Raw genomic sequence first — 16090 nt, 5'->3', positions numbered from 1 at the left:
AATGCGCCTCGATGGGGCCGTAGCAGCGCGATTATGAATCGACCGCCTGGAAACGTTTCTCGAGCCATGTGATCGTCTGGCCCGTGGAAAGCGGCGCAAGCGAGCCAATCTTCGTGAAACCGTAGCGTTCGTAGGTTCTCAGGGCATCCGGGTTCATCGTGTCGATATAGGCACCCATGCAGCCGCGCTTTCTGGCTTCCTCCTCCGCCATGGCAAGCAGCTTCGGGCCTGTGCCCTGACCGCGCATGGCCTCCGGCACGAAAAGAAGCTGCACGTAAAGCCAGCCGCGAGCGGTATAGCCCACCAGACCGCCGGTGACGGTATTGTCGTCACCGCGAATGGTGATGTTGAGTTCGCGTTTGTCGCTTTCGCCGAAACGGGCGAGATTATAGGCCACCAGCGGATCGCGAATGGCCTTTTCGGCCTCTGCATCCGCGACGTCGCTCAAAATGAAATTCATGTTGATCTTCCCGGGCCGCCGGGAGGCGGCCGTTTCCTCGTTTCCAATCCGAGACGTGAAGCGCCTTAAGCTCTTCGCTGGAAACGCCCTTACCGGCCCTCACGCCACCACAGCGCGGAGAAGGCGAGCAGCAGGGCGGCAAGCCCGGCAAAACCGGCAAAGAGCGGCAGGGTGTTGACGCCTTTCAGCACCGTCTCGTCGGTCATGCGTATCAGCATGCGATCCTCATCGGCAACCCTGATATCTCCCCGCACCGGCAATATATCTGGCAGCGCGATACGGCCGGAATTGTCGGCGACACGGTGCACGCTGCCTTTGGTGGCATCGGCCAGCGGTTTCAGCGTTTCGGTGGTCGAAATCATCGCCTTGAATTCTGGCGCATCCACCGCGCCGACATGGACGAGGGTGGTGAAATCGCCGTTTTTGATTTCGAACAGGCCGGTTTCGTCCATGCGACGCTCGATCCTGTAAAGACCAGGCTCCGTGCTGGTGAAGGCCATGTTTTCGGTTTTGCCGGAAGGGAAACGCACGCTCGCCTGACCGGGATCGTCGCCGATGGTCTGGCGGGTGATTTGCAGGGTGCGGCCATTGGCGCGCGCCGTCAGCGCTTCTTCCTCAAGCTCGGGTTCCTTCATCAGCCAGTGGGCGATGCGGCGGTAAAGCGCCACATGCGGGCCGCCGCCTTCAAAACCGCGCGCCCACAGCCAGCCCTGATCGGACAGCAGCATGGCGACACGGCCTTCGCCCTGACGGTTGAGCACCAAAAGCGGGTCCTGCCCGTCGCCCAGCATCACGGTCTGGCCCTGCGGCGGGTCGACGCTGATGGTGCGGAACCAGCGGCCCCATTGCGGCGGCTCAACGCCAGATCCATCCAATCCACGGGTGACGGGGTGTTTCTTGCCCGCTTCCGAAAGGCGCGGATAAAAGGCGGCCTGATGCACCTGACCGGTCGGCTGCGCCGGCAGAACGGAGGCGAGCGGCGTCATGGCGATCGAATCCTGACCGGCATGTTCCGGCCCGGCGGCGATCAAGAGCGCGCCGCCCTTTTCGACATATTGGGCGATGTAATCGTAATAGAGGATCGGCAGCACGCCGCGATGCTGGTAACGGTCGAAGATGATGAGGTCGAAATCCTCGATCTTTTCGACGAACAATTCGCGGGTGGGGAAGGCGATCAGCGAGAGTTCGTTGATCGGCGTGCCATCCTGTTTTTCCGGCGGGCGCAGAATGGTGAAATGTACCAGATCGACCGAGGCGTCGGATTTCAGGAGATTGCGCCACGCCCGTTCGCCCGCATGGGGTTCGCCGGAGACCAGCAGCACGCGGAGATTCTGGCGGATGCCTTCGATCAGGTGAACGGCGCGGTTATTGGCAGCCGTCACTTCGCCGGGAAGCTCGGCGACGGAAAATTCCATGACATTGTTGCCGCCGCGCGGAACCTTGAAATTGAACGGCGTCGGCTGGCCGGGTGTGGCCTGCAGCGTGGCGATTTCCTGCCCGTTCATCTTTACCGTCACTTCCGCCGAACCGCCGCCGGCGGGGCGGCCGTCGTCGAAGACGCGCAGCGTCAGCTGCTGTTCCTCATTGACGATGCCGAAGCGCGGGGCGCGGACGATTTCGATACGGCGGTCGAATTCGTCGGCCTTGCCGGTGATCAGCCCGTGAACGGGAGCGCGGAAGCCGAGCGCCTGTTCGGCATTGGGCAGGGCATTCGGGATATCGTGAATCTGGCCGTCGCTGAGGAAGATCGCGCCGCCGACGCGCGACGGCGAGACATCCGAAACGGCGGAGGAAAGCGCCGAGAACAACTGCGTCGAGGGCGAATCGCTCTCGCCATTGTCGCGCACTTCCACGATGCGCGGTTCGATGCGCGGGAAGCGGGACAGCCGGTCTTTCAGCGTCTCCAGCGCCGTATCGGTCATCTGCGGCCGGTCCTGCACGTCCTGGCTCTGCGAACGGTCGACGATGACGGGAACGATGGTGGAGAGCGGCTCGCGCTCCTCCTGCGTCAGCAGCGGATTGGCGATGGCCGCAAGCAGGGCGGCAAGCGCCAGCCCGCGCAGCCATGCGCCACGCACACCGCGCCACAGGCCGATGAAGGAGAGGAGAAGGGCGGCGACGGCCAGAACGGCGATCACGATCCACGGCAGGAAGGGTGCGAAGGTCAATGTCATGTCACTGCCCCAACCGTTCGAGAAGTGCGGGAACGTGAACCTGATCGGCCTTGTAGTTGCCGGTCAGCATATACATCATGATGTTGACGCCGGAGCGGAAGGCATGTTCGCGCTGCATCTCATCCGGCGGCACCGTTGGCAGAACCGGCGCGCCTTGCGGATCGACGGCCCATGCGCCCGCTAAATCATTGCCCGTTATCATGATCGGCGTCACGCCATCGCCGGAGGAGGAGAGGCCGGAGGTGGTCTTCGCCGCCCCCTGCCGCGATTCCACCCAGAGCGGCGAGCCGTTGTAACGGCCGGGGAAATTGGTGAGCAGGTAGAAAGAGCGCGTCAGAACGTGGTCTTCCGGCACGGGCTCCAGCGGTGGGATATCGATATTGGCGAGGATCGCCTGCAGACGTTCGCCGTTAGGGCTGGTCGCACCGGTATCGAGCGAAGAGAACTGGTCGCGTGTATCGAACAGCACGGTGCCGCCGGCGCGCATATAGGCGTCGATGCGTGAGATGGCGGCGCTTGAGGGCATGGGTGCCGTCGCGGAAACCGGCCAGTAGATGATGGGATAGAAGGATAGCTCATCCTTGGAAATATCGAGGCCGACCGGCTGGCCGGGCTCCAGCGTCGTGCGCCAGGTCAGGAATTCGCTTAACCCCTGCAAACCCTGCTCGGAAATGCGGTCGACATCGTCTTCGCCGGTGCGGACATAAGCGAGATGGGTGGTGTCCAGTCGCTCGAAAATCTGCTCGTCGCCGGGTTTGGGATCGTCGGCGCGGGCATCGGTTGGCGACATGGCGGCAAAGGCGCCAAGCGCCAGAAGCACGGCGGCGGCGGTGGCGCTGCGGGCTTTCGGCAGGCGTGCGAAGGCGCCGTTCATGAAGAGCACGATCAGGCTGTCGGCAATCAACATCAGGAAGGCGGCGATGAAGAGCGCGGGGCGCAGCGATTTCGCCGTTTCGCCGATCAGGGCTTCGCTGGTGGTGCTGACACCGGCGGCGGACGTATCGAGCGGGCGCAGCGTCGCGCCTGCCGGCAGGAGGTTGAGAGCCACGAAACCATCCTCTGTGCCATAGAGGCCGGGGGGATTGTCGAAACCGGTGCGGGGCGGCTGGCCGGCGCGCATTTCCAGCGGCCGGGCCGCGCCGATTTCGGCTGAAAGCGCGCCTTCGGCCGTCAACAGCCGGAAGGGCGGCAGGGCGGCGGCTGGCGCATTGGCGTTGGCGGAAGCGCCACCCGCCTTCGACAATTGCACGATACGGCGCAGCATATCGACGAAATGGCCAGAGATCGGCAGGTCGGACCAGCTCGCTTCGGCGCTGACATGGAAGAGCACGATGCGGCCCGCCTCGACGGTGCGGGTGGTGACGAGCGGCGTACCATCGGCAAGGCTTGCCCAGGTGCGTTCGGCCAGATCCGGTGTCGGTTCGGCCAGAACCTGACGCTTGACGAGCACGCCGTCGGCCTTCGGCATGCCGGCAAAGGCGCCGAAATTCGGGAAATCGGCAAGCGGCTGCGGTTCGGCCCAGGAGAGCGCGCCGCCAAGCGCGCGTTCACCCTGCCGGAGCGTCACCGGCACCAGTGGATCGTCGGCGGGCGCTGCGGCAAGGCGCGGCCCGGCAAAACGGATGAGCGTGCCGCCGCCGGCCAGCCAGCGCTGCATCGGCTCATAGGTTTCCTGCGGCAGGCGGCCGATATCGGCCATGACGATGACGGAAGGGTTAGATTGCAGGATTTCCGGGATCGCCTGCGCCAGATCGGCCTGCCGCTGCGGAATGAGATCGGCGAAAGGCTGAAGCGCGCGGCTGATGTAATAAAGCGGCTGCAGCAGCGGCTGGAAATCATTGCCGGTTTCGCCGGCGAGCAGCGCCACGCGGCGGCGGCGGAAACCGTCATCCAGAAGATGCACCGCACCCGCCGTCGACACGCCTTCGAGGGAGAGGCGGGCGAAATCGTTGCGCAGTTCGAAAGGTGCTTCCACCGTCGCAGTGGTTTCGGCCGCGCCGGGCGCGAAGTGCGCGATGCCGTTGGCGAGGATGCGGCCCTGGCTGTCCTGTGCATTGACGGTCAGCCGGGTGGCTTCGGTGGTATCGAGGCGCGACAGTGTGACGCTCATGGCATCGGCATTATTGGTGGCGCCGGTAATGGCGGCGATCGCCTTGCCGTCGCCCTTCACGATGCGGAATTCGGCGGGGGAGAGGCTGGCAAGCGTTCTCATCGCGCTTTCATCCTGCGCGGTTTGAACACCATCGGCAATATAGGCAATCGTGCCGGGGGCCGCGCCGTTCAGCGCCTCAGTGATGGCTTCCGCCGTGCGGATACGATCTGGAACGAGCGGCTTCGGCTTTGCTGCGGCGAGTTTTTCCAGTGCAACGGCTGTCGTTCCCGGTACGGCGTCATGTTCCGCATCGGCGGTGAAGCTGATGGAGACGGGGCGGTCGGCGCGCTCCGCATCGCCGATCAGGGCCTGAGCGGTGGCCACGCGTCTTTCCCAGTCGGGCGCGGAGGCCCAGCTATTGTCGACCACCAGCACTAGCGGGCCGCTGCCGGCAATGCTGTTGTTGCGCGGGTTCACCACCGGATCGGCCAGCGCGAAAATCACCGCGGCGGCAAGCGCCATGCGCAGCAGGGTCAGCCACCACGGACTTTTCGAGGGCGTTTCCTCGCGTTTCAGCACCGTCGCCAGGATTTTCAGCGGCGGAAACACTTCCGCCTTGGGGCGCGGCGGGGTGAGCCGCAGCAGCCACCAGATGGCGGGCAGCGCCAAGAGGCCGAAGAGGATATAGGGGCTGGTGAAGACGAAAGGCAATGCGCTCATCTGTGCCCACCGCCCTGTGCTGGCGCGCCGGAAAGATACATGTGCATGGCGACGAGCGCCTCGGAAGCGAGATGATCGGTGCGGTGGAACACGAAGTTCCAGCCGAGACGGCGCAGCGACGAGGACAGCGCCTCACGCCTTGCGAGATAGGCGCGGGTGTAATCCTCGCGAATGGTCTCCGCACGGCCGGACACCAGTTTTTCGCCGGTTTCCGGGTCGGTGAATTCGGTGCGGCCGGAATAGGGGAAGGTCTCTTCGGCCGGATCGGCAATTTCCACCACGTGGCCGCGCAGGCCGCGCCGCGCCAGAGGCGAAATCCGCTCCATCACGGCTTTGGCGTCATCGAGAAAATCGCCGATGAGGACGATGTCGCTCGCGCCACGGATCATGCCCGTTTCCGGCATACCTGTCGTCAGCGGTGCATGCATGATGGCGGCGGCCAGCCGTTCAGCGGCATTTCTGGCCGAAACCGGCTCCATGATGCCGGGGCAGCCGATGCGCTCGCCCGAGCGCGCGAGGATTTCCGCCAGCGCCAGCATCAGCACCAATGCGCGGCTTTCCTTGGAGACCGAGCCGAGGGTGGATTTGAACATCATCGATGGCGACATGTCGGCCCAGAGCCAGATGGTGTGGGCGGCTTCCCATTCCCGGTCGCGCACATAGGTATGGTCGTCGCGGGCCGAGCGCCGCCAGTCGATGCGCGACAGGCTTTCGCCTTCGGCATAGGGGCGGAACTGCCAGAAATTTTCGCCGATGCCGCGCTTGCGACGGCCGTGCCAGCCGGCGGTGACGGTGTTGGCGATGCGCTTTGCCTCGACCATGCAGTCCGGCACCAGGGCTGCGCGCTGGCGTGCACGCGCCAGAACTTCGCTACCCGGCGTCTTGTCTACGATCTGGCCGATGGATGCCACATGCAGTCCTTTCGCGAACGTCGCTTCAGTTCTTCGCCTGCTCCACGAGGGCTGCGATAACATCGCGCACCGACATGCCTTCGGCGCGGGCCGCAAAGGTCAGCGCCATGCGGTGTTCCAGCACCGGTTCGGCCAGCGCATGGACATCGTCCAGCGACGGCGCGAGCCGGCCTTCATAGAGCGCACGGGCGCGGGCCGTCAGCATCAGCGACTGGCCGGCGCGCGGACCCGGACCCCAGACAACGTGTTTGTCGGTCAATTTGTTGCCATGGCCGGGGCGAGCGGAGCGGACGAGCGAGAGGATCGCATCCACCACCTTGTCGCTGACCGGCATCTGGCGGATGAGGGCCTGGATTTCCATCAGGCGCCCGGCATCGATCACGCCGCGTGCTTCGCCGGAGGCGGTGCCCGTCGTGTCGAGCAGGATCTGGCGTTCGGCGGCAAGCTCGGGATAACCGACATCGACCTGAAGCAGGAAGCGGTCGAGCTGCGCTTCGGGCAGCGGATAGGTGCCTTCCTGCTCCAGCGGGTTCTGGGTGGCGAGAACGTGGAACGGCTTCGGCAGCTCATAGGTCTGGCCGGCCATGGTGATATGATATTCCTGCATGGCCTGCAAAAGTGCGGACTGCGTGCGCGGGCTGGCGCGGTTGATTTCGTCGGCCATCAGCAGCTGGCCGAAAATCGGACCCTTGATGAAACGGAAGGAACGGCGACCGTTTTCGTCCTGATCCATGACTTCGGAACCGAGGATGTCCGAGGGCATCAGGTCCGGCGTGAACTGGATGCGATTGGCATCGAGGCCGAGCACGGTGCCGAGCGTGGTGACGAGCTTGGTCTTGGCGAGGCCGGGAACGCCGACGAGCAGCGCATGGCCGCCGGAGAGGATGGCGAGAAGCGTGTTCTGTACCACTTTTTCCTGGCCGAAAATGACCTTGGAGACTTCCGTGCGGATGGCCGCAATGTCGGAAAGCGCCTTTTCAGCCGCGGCGACGATGGCCTTTTCATCGAGGGTTTCGCCGGTATTCATCACGCCCATGTCGCTCTCCTCATACCTTCGCCGCTGTCACAGTCACATCCCGGTTTTGCTGGCAGTCGGCCGGGACGGATTTTGCGCTGCATATAGCTTATTGCTCTCTTGGCCGCTGACAAGCGCCATTCGAATGACTATGTCGTGACTTAGTATTTCCTTATCGGCAAAGCGAGACTCGAATATGGCAGCGGAGACGATAAATTCGGCTGATGATGCGGCCGGGCTTGCGGCGATGATTTCCCGCGCCGCCGAACAGACCGGCGTCGCCAAACGCGGGCCGGCCCCGGTGGAACGCTGGAATCCGCCCTTTTGCGGCGATCTCGACATGGAAATCCGCGCCGATGGCACTTGGTTCTACCTCGGTACACCCATCGGCAGGGCGCCGCTGGTGCGGCTGTTTTCCACGGTTCTGCGCAAGGATGAGGACGGCAAAACCTATCTCGTAACTCCTGTGGAAAAAGTCGGCATCCGCGTCGTGGATGCGCCTTTCGTCGCCGTGGAAATGAAGCTGACGGCGGGTGAGGATGATGGCGAGCCGCTGCTGACCTTCCGCACCAATGTCGGCGATGTGGTGGAGGTGGGGCCGGAGCATCCGCTGCGGTTCGAGGTTTTCGGTGAGAACCGGGAATTGAAGCCCTATCTTCTGGTGCGCGGCAGGCTGGAAGCGCTCGTGTCGCGGGCGGTGATGTATGATCTCGTCGCACTTGGCGAGGTGATCGAAGTGGAGGGCGTCGACATGTTCGCCGTGCGCTCGGGCGGGGTGACTTTTCCGGTGATGCCCGCCAAGGAACTGGAACGGCTTTCGCAATGACGACAACGGCATTCAAGACTTTTACCGCCGCCGATTTCCGCTGCCGCGTGCTGCAGGAAGGCGAGGGCGTGGCGGAACGGGAGCATGGCGACCATGTGCTCAATCCGGGCGTGGTGCTGTCTGGAAACGGCATCAGGCTGAAGGACGCCGCCGTGCTGGTGCCGGTCATTGACGATGGCAACGATGCGCGGGTGATCTTCACCCAGCGCACGGCCACCCTGCGCAAACATTCCGGCCAGATTTCATTTCCGGGCGGCGGCATCGATGCCGAGGACCGGACGCCGGAAGAGGCGGCGCTGCGCGAGACGGAAGAGGAAATCGGCCTTTCCAGGTCCTTCGTGGAAACGGTCGGGCGCCTGCCGGACTATATTTCCGGGACGGGTTTTCGCATCAAGCCGGTGCTGTCGATCGTTCGGCCCGGCTTCGACCTGACGCTCAATCCAACCGAAGTGGATGAGGTTTTCGAAGTGCCGCTGTCCTTTCTGATGGACCCGGCCAATCACGGGCGCGGCAGCCGCATCTTTCAGGGGAAGGAGCGGTTTTTCTATGAAATGCCCTATGGCGAACGCTACATTTGGGGCATTACGGCGGGCATCGTCAGGACGATTTACGAGAGGTTTTATTCATGAGCAGCCTTGCCGGGCGGGACTGGTTTCAAAAACCGGCGCTCAAGCGCATCTTTACGCTTCTGAATGCCGATGGCGGCGAGGTGCGGATCGTTGGCGGCGCGGTGCGCAATGCGCTGATGGACCTGCCGGTCGTCGATGTCGACATGGCGACGACGCTAACCCCTGATGTGGTTGTTGCGCGGGCCAAGGCTGCGGGCATCAAGGCGGTGCCGACCGGCATCGAACACGGCACGGTAACGCTGGTGATCGATGGCGAAGGTTTCGAGGTGACGACGTTGCGCCGCGATGTCGAAACCAATGGCCGCCACGCACAGGTGGCCTTCGGCACCGACTGGCAGGCCGATGCCGAGCGGCGAGACCTCACCATCAATGCTCTTTATGCCGACGAAAAGGGTGAGATCATCGACCTTATCGATGGTCTTCCCGATATCGAGACCGGCACGGTGCGCTTCATCGGCGATGCGGCGATGCGGATTTCGGAAGATTACCTGCGGATTCTCCGGTTTTTCCGCTTTTTCGCCCATTACGGCTCCGGCCGCCCGGATGCGGACGGCTTGCGGGCAAGCGCGCGGGCCAAGGACAAGCTGGGCACCCTTTCGGCCGAGCGGGTGTGGAGCGAGCTGAAAAAGCTGCTTTCCGCCCGCGATCCTTCCCGCGCCCTTTTGTGGATGCGGCAATCGGGCGTTCTGGCGGAAATTCTTCCCGAAACGGAAAAATGGGGCATCGACGCCATTCACGGGCTGGTGGCGACGGAGCAGGCTCTCGGCTGGGCGGTGGACCCGATGCTGCGGCTTGCCGCCATCGTGCCGCCGGACAGGGACAGGCTGGCTGCCCTTGCCGCGCGCCTCCGGCTGTCGAAAGCCGAAGCGGCTTATCTTGCTTATTGGGCCTCGGCTCCGGCGGCTGACCCGGAGCAGAAGGAGACAGCGCTCGACCGACTACTTTATCGTCAGGGCGTCGAGGGCGTGAAGACGCGGCTGAAACTGGCGCTTGCTTCGGCCCGTGCCGATCTTTCTGCCGGCGACACGGCCATGCAGAAAGTGGCGCGGCTTTCGACTTTGCTGACGCGGGCGGAGAAATTCCACAAACCGGGCTTTCCGCTGAGCGGCGCGGATGTGATGGCTGCGGGCGTCGAGGCCGGCCCGAAGGTGGGCGAAGTGCTGAAAAGCCTTGAGGAAAAGTGGATCGACGTCAATTTCTCACTCGACCGGGCAGCGTTGACCGCCCGGCTGAAGGATATGCTGGAAAATTGAGGTCAGCGACGGCGGCGTTGCGGCTCAGGCCGCATTTGCCTCGTCGCGAATGCGGGATTTGATGTTTTCGATCATGTTCTCGCGGATGACGGTTTCGCCGTGCGCCGATCGCATATGTTCCACGGTGCGACGCACAACTTCAGCGTCGTCATCTGCGCGCGTGTGCCAAGCACAGCCGGGCACAAGCGTTCCACATTCAAACAGTCTCATGGTCTTGCCTCCCTGTTTTAGAGCGCCATGAGTCCGTTCGGACGCATAAAGGACGCTCTAACATCTTGAGTCTGCACATTCTCCCTGTCGAAAACCGGAATCGATTTTCGACAGGGAGAATGTGCGAGAGTGAGGGACAGCAATTCAATCGCCTGCTGTCCCTCCGACAAGAAACGAATGTTCACCGCTTATGTTCCAGAGCGGCGTCCTTCGACCTTATTCAGGCCCCTATTCGGGCATCGCCCAGCACTGGAAAACAGAGGATGTGCCGGCTGCCGGAATTTTTGTACGAGGCATTTCGTCATTGTCCGCCCGCTTCACCGTTTTTCCGGCCAGCGTGCGTTTTACCTGTTCGACATAAAAGGAATGCGGCAGTTCGCGATCACCCGTGGCACGCATTTCCGCTGCCAGGCGATCGATCAAATCAGGGGTATCAATGGAATGCTGGGCTTCCTCGGGGGAAGCAGAGATAGGCATGCTGTTCGAAGTAATCATGACGATAGCTCCTCCAGTACGTCTGCGAGGAGGAGACTATCATTGCCTTGATTTTTCCATAAGTCCTAATTTGCGCTATTTGCGACCAAATGGCTGATGAGCGTCAAATTTACGTGAGTTTTTTTAGGGCCAGCGCACTACCGGCGGTAGAGAGGAGAGAATCGATTCGACATTGCCGCCGGTCTTGAGGCCGAAGATCGTGCCGCGATCATAAAGCAGGTTGAATTCCACATAGCGGCCGCGACGGATAAGCTGCTCGTCACGGTCCTCTTCCGTCCAGTTCTGGTTGAAATTGGCGCGGACGATTTTCGGATAGACCAGATTAAAGGCGCGGCCGACATCCTGCACGAAGGCGAAATTGGCGTCCCAGCCGCCTTTCTCTTCTTCTGGATGCAGCCAGTCAAAGAAGATGCCGCCGGTGCCGCGCGGCTCGTTGCGGTGTTTCAGGAAGAAATAGTCGTCGCACCATGTCTTGTAGCGCGGATAATCGGCGACCGGATGGCGGTTGCAGGTGATCTGGAAGGCGCGGTGGAAAAGCTGGGTGTCCGGGTCCTGTTCGTCACGTCTGCGCCCCAGCACCGGCGTCAGATCCGCGCCGCCGCCGAACCAGTGGCTGGTGGTGACGACCATGCGGGTGTTCATGTGCACGGCCGGCACATTGGGATTGACGGGATGGGCGATCAGCGAGAGGCCGGAGGCCCAGAAACGCGGGTCTTCTTCCGCTCCCGGTATCTGCTTGCGGAATTCCGGCGAGAATTCGCCATAGACGGTGGAGGTGTGGACGCCAACCTTCTCGAAGACGCGGCCTTCCATCATCGACATCCTGCCGCCGCCGCCCTCGCCATTGTCGCGCAGCCAGTCTTTCTGGACGAAACGGCCGGGCTCCTGATCGGAAAGAGGGCCGGTCAGGTCGTTTTCTAGGGTCTCGAAGGAGGCGACGATGGTGTCGCGCAGATGCTGGAACCAGGCTTGGGCAAGGGCCTTCTTGTCCTCGATGTCGTCGGGCAAGCCCTTCGGCAAGATTGGCCGTTCCATGCGTATTCTCCTTAGGTGAAGTCGATTCCCTGTCGCGTCTAGCAGGTGCAGGCCCCGCGCACAAATTCGACTCGCCAAGTTCACATGCGGGCACTATCTTTATCGATGTAGGTGCCAGAGGTGAATATCATGACGAAATTTACCGGACCGCCGCCCCTGGACGGGCTGAAGCGCAGGATCGCCAATCACCGCAAGGCGCGTGAAGGCTCGGGCGAGGACAAGACGCGCAATGGCATGTTCGTGCGGCAAACCTTCTGTCTCGGGCGCGAGGAAGCCCGCGCCAAGGCGCGCGAATGGTTCGACAGCTTTCCGAAAGCGGCCTACTGGACGGAAGTGGAAAGCTGGCGACAGCTGGAAGGCGACCGCATCGAATTCACCATGCGGCGGCTTCCTTCGGCCGATTGAAGTTTAGGGCGTTTTGCCTTTCCGAACGGAACCGGGACCGCTTTTCCTTGAAAATGCTTTCAGGCGCGGGGCTCGGCATAACGCAGGCGGCTTTCGATCAGCACGCCGCTTTCATCCAGAATGGGATGCGCCACCGTGACGATATGGGCGTTGATGCGCTTCAGATCCCGCAGCATGTCGAGATGCAGCGAGCTGGTCTGCATGCTTTCCGCAAGCCCGTCGCGCAGGCGCTCGAGATGGCGGTTGGAAGACTGTTTTTCGAGGCGGCGTATATCCACCTTGCTTTCCATCAGCCGGCGGGCAAGATCGAAATCGCCGGTCACCAGAATGCTCTGGGCGGCACGCAGGTTCTCGATGGTCATGTCGAACAGGGTCTTCAGCTCCTCATAACCGTCGTCGGAAAATTTGAAGCTGTTCAGCACCTTCTTGCGAATCTGCTCGCAAATGCCCTTTTCGATGATGTCGCCGATATGTTCGAGGTTGATGGCATAATCGATGATGGCGATTGAACGGCGCGCTTCCTCGTCGGTTAGCCCCTTGCGCCCCAGCTGCGACAGATAGACCTTCACCTCCTGCTGACGGCGATCGACCTTGTTTTCAAGCAGGGAAACTTCCTGAAGCGGTGCCAGATCATTGTGCTTGAAGGCGTTTTCGGCGCGGATCAGCATGCGCTCGATGCTGTCGCCGACGCTCAAGACCTCGCGGGTGGCGTTGGCGAGCGCCACGACCGGCATGTCCAGCGCCTGCTGGTCGAGGAAATTCGGGCCGTCTTCGGCTTTCGGATCGCCCGGCACCAGCTTTGTCATCAGATCGGATATCAGGCCGGAGAAGGGCCAGGCCAGCGCCGCGAGGATGACATTGAAGATCAGGTGGGCGTCTACCGGCAGTTTGGCCGGCGAAATCGGCAGTTGCTGCAGGAGCGTCGCGCCATAGGAGGCGAGCGGCAGCGCAATGAGGCAGCCGATGGTGCGCACGAGGAGGTTGCCGATGGTGATGCGCCGCGCCGAGGCGGGGCCCGACAGGGTGGCGATGACGGGCGGAATGGCACCGCCGAGATTGGCGCCCAGGATGAGAACGATGATGAGGCCGGCCGACAGCGTGCCGGTGGCCGCCAGCGACAGGATCAGCACGACAACGGCGAGGCTGGAGGAGGAGACGAAGGCCAGTACGGCGGAGAAGATCAGCGCCACGGGCCATGCGCCATCCAGCAGGCCGATGAAGACGCCGAGAGCGGGCGAGGCGCGCATCGGCTCGGTCGCACCGCTCAGCAGATGCAGGGAAAGAAGCATCAGGCCGATGCCGATCAAGGCGGTTCCGCCGCCCTGTCTGGCATTGGAACTGCCCTTTTTAAAAATAATGCCCGCAAGGATCAGAAGAGGCGACAGCCATTCCACGCCGGCGGCCACGATCCAGGCGGTGACGGCGGTGCCGACATTGGCGCCAAGCAGCACCACCTGCGCCATACGCGGTTTGATGAGGTCACGCTCGGCGAAGGAGGTGACGGTCAGTGCCGTCGCCGTCGAGCTTTGCAATGCGACGGTGGCAAAAAAGCCGGAAAAGAACGAACGCGGGCCGTTCTGGGTGCCGGTCGCCAGCACGCTTCGCAGTTTCATGCCGAAGGCGCGGGTGACCCCGTCCTTCACCTGGGCAAGGCCGAAGAGCAGCAGCGCGACTGCGCCGAGAAGGTTGACGATGACAATGGTGGATTGCATGCTACGTCTCCTCACACCCGCCGGCGAACGGTTCCGGCGAGGGTGATTTTTGTTGTCCGGCTAATGAGTATAGGAGCCTGAACGCCTTCGGTACAGGCCGGGTTGCGACAGTTTTGAAGCAAAAACGGTCAAATTTTGTATTTGCCCGAAAAAATGGCGTTAAAAAGGGCACTCAAGCCCATGCGGTCTGACGCAAAGCCTCGCCGGTGATCATCGCCGCCGACATGGCCACGTTGATTGAACGTTGTCCCGCCACCATCGGTATGATGATTCGCTCCTGCGCCTTCTCATGCACGTGGTCGGGTACACCCGCACTTTCACGGCCGAAAAGCAGGATATCGTCCTCACGATAGGCAATTTGCGTATAGGGCAGGGCGGCCTTGGTCGAGGCGAGAACAAGGCGGCGGCCCGTGGTTGCGCGCCATTCCTCAAAACGGTCCCAGCTGACATGGCGTGTCAGCGCCGCCGCCGCAATATAATCCATGCCCGCCCGTTTCAGGTTGCGGTCGGAAATATCGAAGCCGGCCGGCTCGATGATATCGACGCCGAGGCCAAGACAGGCGGCCAGCCGCAGGATGGTGCCGGTATTGCCGGGAATATCGGGCTGGTAAAGGGCGATCCTGATGCTTGGCCTGATATTGGGCCCGATTTCAGGCTTGATGTCGGACATGGTCTTCCCGTCGCGGTTGGAATGCTGGAGCGATTAGCACGGGCGGATGACCTGTGACAGATGCAGCATGAAAAGTCGGTCTCGAAGAGCGCCGTATTCATTCGCATGACACACAGGCGGGCTACCCATTAACCAATGGGTCGTCAGGCCGTCCGAACGCCGGCATGAGTTGTGACGGCGCGCTTTCAGGCCGGATATTCTGTGCCGCAAAAACAGGAAGATATCATGTCCGAACGGGTGAATTTCGTCCATTTGACCGATCTGCATGTGGGCAATCCGCAGGTGCAGGATGATGATCTTTATTCCGATACGTCGACGAGGCTCGCCGACACGCTGGCGCAGATCAAGGCGCTGGAGCCGGCGCCCGAATTCATCGTTGTCAGCGGCGATCTGACCAACAGGGGCGATGCCGGCAGCTACGAGGAGCTCAAGCGTCTGCTGGACGCGGCTGAACTCGATGTGCCAGTGCTCTTCGCGCTTGGCAATCATGATCGCCGTGATGGCTTTTATCCTGTCATGCTCGGCCGTGACGAGGAGCTGGACGCGCCCTACGACCATGCCGCGGTGATTGCCGGTCTCCATGTCATCGTGATGGATACCAGCGTTCCGGGCAAGGTCGGCGGCGCTTTCGAGCCCGGCCAAATCGAATGGCTGGAGGAGGAACTCGAAAACCATCCCGACCTGCCGAAGCTTCTGGTGATGCACCATGCACCGGCGCTCGATTTCGACCGTCCCGATGCGGAGTGGGAATCCCTGTCCTTTGACGATACCGAGGCCCTCGACGAGGTGCTGTTCGAGCATGATGTCATCGGTATTCTTGCGGGCCATATCCACTACGACCGCATGTCGCACTGGCAGGGTATTCCCGTCGTCGTCGGCATCGGCCAACATTTCGCCACCGATCCCCTGTGGTTGCATGCGGGCGTGCGCATGTTGTCGGGTGCATCCTTCGCCATCGGCACGGTGCGGGATACGGGCCTGACCGTCGCTTTCGCGCCTCAGCCCAGCGACCGCCGGGAACTCAAACGTCATACGCAGGCGGATATGGCCGAGCTGGTTGCGGAATATGAAGGTGAGCAGTCACAGGATGCTGCCGAGTAAGGCGATACATTCAAGGCCGGTGATGGGTGGAAACCTCTGCGGGTAAATCCACCCATTTGGCGGTGTTCGCCACAATCGGGAGTTTTCTAGCGCATCCTGGTCTTTCCGACTGGTCAACGATTAATTTTTGCGCTACAAGGCCACATCTTCAACACCAGCTCAGGGAGGTTATTATGGATATTTACGTTCGCTTTCGCCTCCCGGCCCCAGTAGTGCCGCTGCTGGCCTAGGTGTTACTCCGCGGTTCGGCCGCGTTTCCCATTTCTCGATTCGTCATGTGGCTGTCACGGCCATATCCAAAGACTTTTCCGTTCCGTCGTGAGCCATATTTGTGTCCGCTCACCATGTCACGATGGAGCGATTGATTGCCGGAGCTTGGCCT

The 16090-nt window shown here is 62.0% G+C and carries 15 protein-coding genes; 5 read left to right on the top strand and 10 right to left on the bottom strand.

The window, feature by feature from the left end; translation table 11 throughout:
* Nucleotides 1–31: 31 nt before the first annotated feature.
* The 5 genes from FY152_09490 to FY152_09470 all read right to left on the bottom strand — a co-directional run bounded on the left by FY152_09490 (nucleotide 32) and on the right by FY152_09470 (nucleotide 7393).
* Nucleotides 32–460: a GNAT family N-acetyltransferase gene (locus FY152_09490; GenBank protein ID UXS32308.1), complete on the bottom strand. Its 429-nt coding sequence runs from the start codon at nucleotides 458–460 to the stop codon at nucleotides 32–34.
* An 89-nt stretch (nucleotides 461–549) separates the two neighbouring features.
* The gene (locus tag FY152_09485; protein UXS32307.1) at nucleotides 550–2634 is read right to left on the bottom strand and encodes a hypothetical protein; all 2085 of its coding nucleotides are present in this window, start codon (nucleotides 2632–2634) and stop codon (nucleotides 550–552) included.
* Between the two features lies 1 nt (nucleotide 2635).
* A complete protein-coding gene (locus FY152_09480) occupies nucleotides 2636–5446 on the bottom strand; it encodes a DUF4159 domain-containing protein (GenBank protein UXS32306.1) in 2811 nt (936 codons plus the stop codon).
* The gene (locus FY152_09475) at nucleotides 5443–6357 is read right to left on the bottom strand and encodes a DUF58 domain-containing protein (GenBank protein ID UXS32305.1); all 915 of its coding nucleotides are present in this window, start codon (nucleotides 6355–6357) and stop codon (nucleotides 5443–5445) included. Before FY152_09475 ends, FY152_09480 begins: the two co-directional genes overlap by 4 nt.
* 25 nt (nucleotides 6358–6382) lie before the next feature.
* Complete coding sequence (locus FY152_09470; protein ID UXS32304.1) at nucleotides 6383–7393, bottom strand: MoxR family ATPase; 1011 nt, start codon at nucleotides 7391–7393, stop codon at nucleotides 6383–6385.
* A gap of 175 nt (nucleotides 7394–7568) precedes the next feature.
* On the opposite strand from FY152_09470, the gene FY152_09465 reads away from it, so the two are divergent.
* From FY152_09465 to FY152_09455, 3 genes are read left to right on the top strand one after another with little or no spacing between them, the layout of a single operon-like run.
* Nucleotides 7569–8198: a DUF1285 domain-containing protein gene (locus FY152_09465; GenBank protein UXS32303.1), complete on the top strand. Its 630-nt coding sequence runs from the start codon at nucleotides 7569–7571 to the stop codon at nucleotides 8196–8198.
* Complete coding sequence (locus FY152_09460) at nucleotides 8195–8827, top strand: CoA pyrophosphatase (GenBank protein ID UXS32302.1); 633 nt, start codon at nucleotides 8195–8197, stop codon at nucleotides 8825–8827. The genes FY152_09465 and FY152_09460 overlap by 4 nt, the downstream gene beginning before the upstream one ends.
* Nucleotides 8824–10080, top strand: coding sequence for a CCA tRNA nucleotidyltransferase (locus tag FY152_09455; GenBank protein UXS32301.1), 1257 nt, complete (start codon nucleotides 8824–8826; stop codon nucleotides 10078–10080). The genes FY152_09460 and FY152_09455 overlap by 4 nt, the downstream gene beginning before the upstream one ends.
* Nucleotides 10081–10104: 24 nt before the next feature.
* On the opposite strand, the gene FY152_09450 is transcribed toward FY152_09455, so the two are convergent.
* The 3 genes from FY152_09450 to hemF form a co-directional block, all read right to left on the bottom strand.
* Entirely contained in the window at nucleotides 10105–10290 is a 186-nt protein-coding gene (locus FY152_09450) for a DUF1059 domain-containing protein (protein UXS32300.1), read from the bottom strand.
* A 228-nt stretch (nucleotides 10291–10518) separates the two neighbouring features.
* Nucleotides 10519–10785: a hypothetical protein gene (locus tag FY152_09445; protein ID UXS32299.1), complete on the bottom strand. Its 267-nt coding sequence runs from the start codon at nucleotides 10783–10785 to the stop codon at nucleotides 10519–10521.
* A 123-nt stretch (nucleotides 10786–10908) separates the two neighbouring features.
* On the bottom strand, nucleotides 10909–11820 hold the full coding sequence (hemF, locus tag FY152_09440) for an oxygen-dependent coproporphyrinogen oxidase (protein ID UXS32298.1): 912 nt from the start codon (nucleotides 11818–11820) through the stop codon (nucleotides 10909–10911).
* 129 nt (nucleotides 11821–11949) lie between these two features.
* Here hemF and FY152_09435 point away from each other — a divergent pair, with 129 nt between their 5' ends.
* A complete protein-coding gene (locus FY152_09435; protein ID UXS32297.1) occupies nucleotides 11950–12225 on the top strand; it encodes a hypothetical protein in 276 nt (91 codons plus the stop codon).
* Between the two features lie 59 nt (nucleotides 12226–12284).
* Here the strand turns inward: FY152_09435 and FY152_09430 are convergent, their stop codons facing one another.
* Together FY152_09430 and FY152_09425 are read right to left on the bottom strand one after the other, a co-directional pair.
* Nucleotides 12285–13937 (bottom strand): Na/Pi cotransporter family protein, encoded by a 1653-nt coding sequence (locus FY152_09430; GenBank protein UXS32296.1) that lies wholly within the window; start codon nucleotides 13935–13937, stop codon nucleotides 12285–12287.
* Between the two features lie 172 nt (nucleotides 13938–14109).
* Nucleotides 14110–14607: a tRNA (cytidine(34)-2'-O)-methyltransferase gene (locus tag FY152_09425; protein UXS32295.1), complete on the bottom strand. Its 498-nt coding sequence runs from the start codon at nucleotides 14605–14607 to the stop codon at nucleotides 14110–14112.
* Between the two features lie 225 nt (nucleotides 14608–14832).
* Between FY152_09425 and FY152_09420 the strand changes: the two genes are divergently transcribed.
* Nucleotides 14833–15708 carry a phosphodiesterase gene (locus tag FY152_09420; GenBank protein UXS32294.1) on the top strand — a complete coding sequence of 292 codons (876 nt, stop codon included), beginning with the start codon at nucleotides 14833–14835 and terminating at the stop codon, nucleotides 15706–15708.
* Nucleotides 15709–16090: the final 382 nt, after the last annotated feature.

This window comes from Agrobacterium tumefaciens (assembly GCA_025560025.1).
In the GTDB taxonomy this organism is placed as follows: domain Bacteria; phylum Pseudomonadota; class Alphaproteobacteria; order Rhizobiales; family Rhizobiaceae; genus Agrobacterium.
The sequence above is the reverse complement of the archived record's forward strand: the minus strand, read 5'-3'. Positions and strand labels throughout refer to the sequence as shown.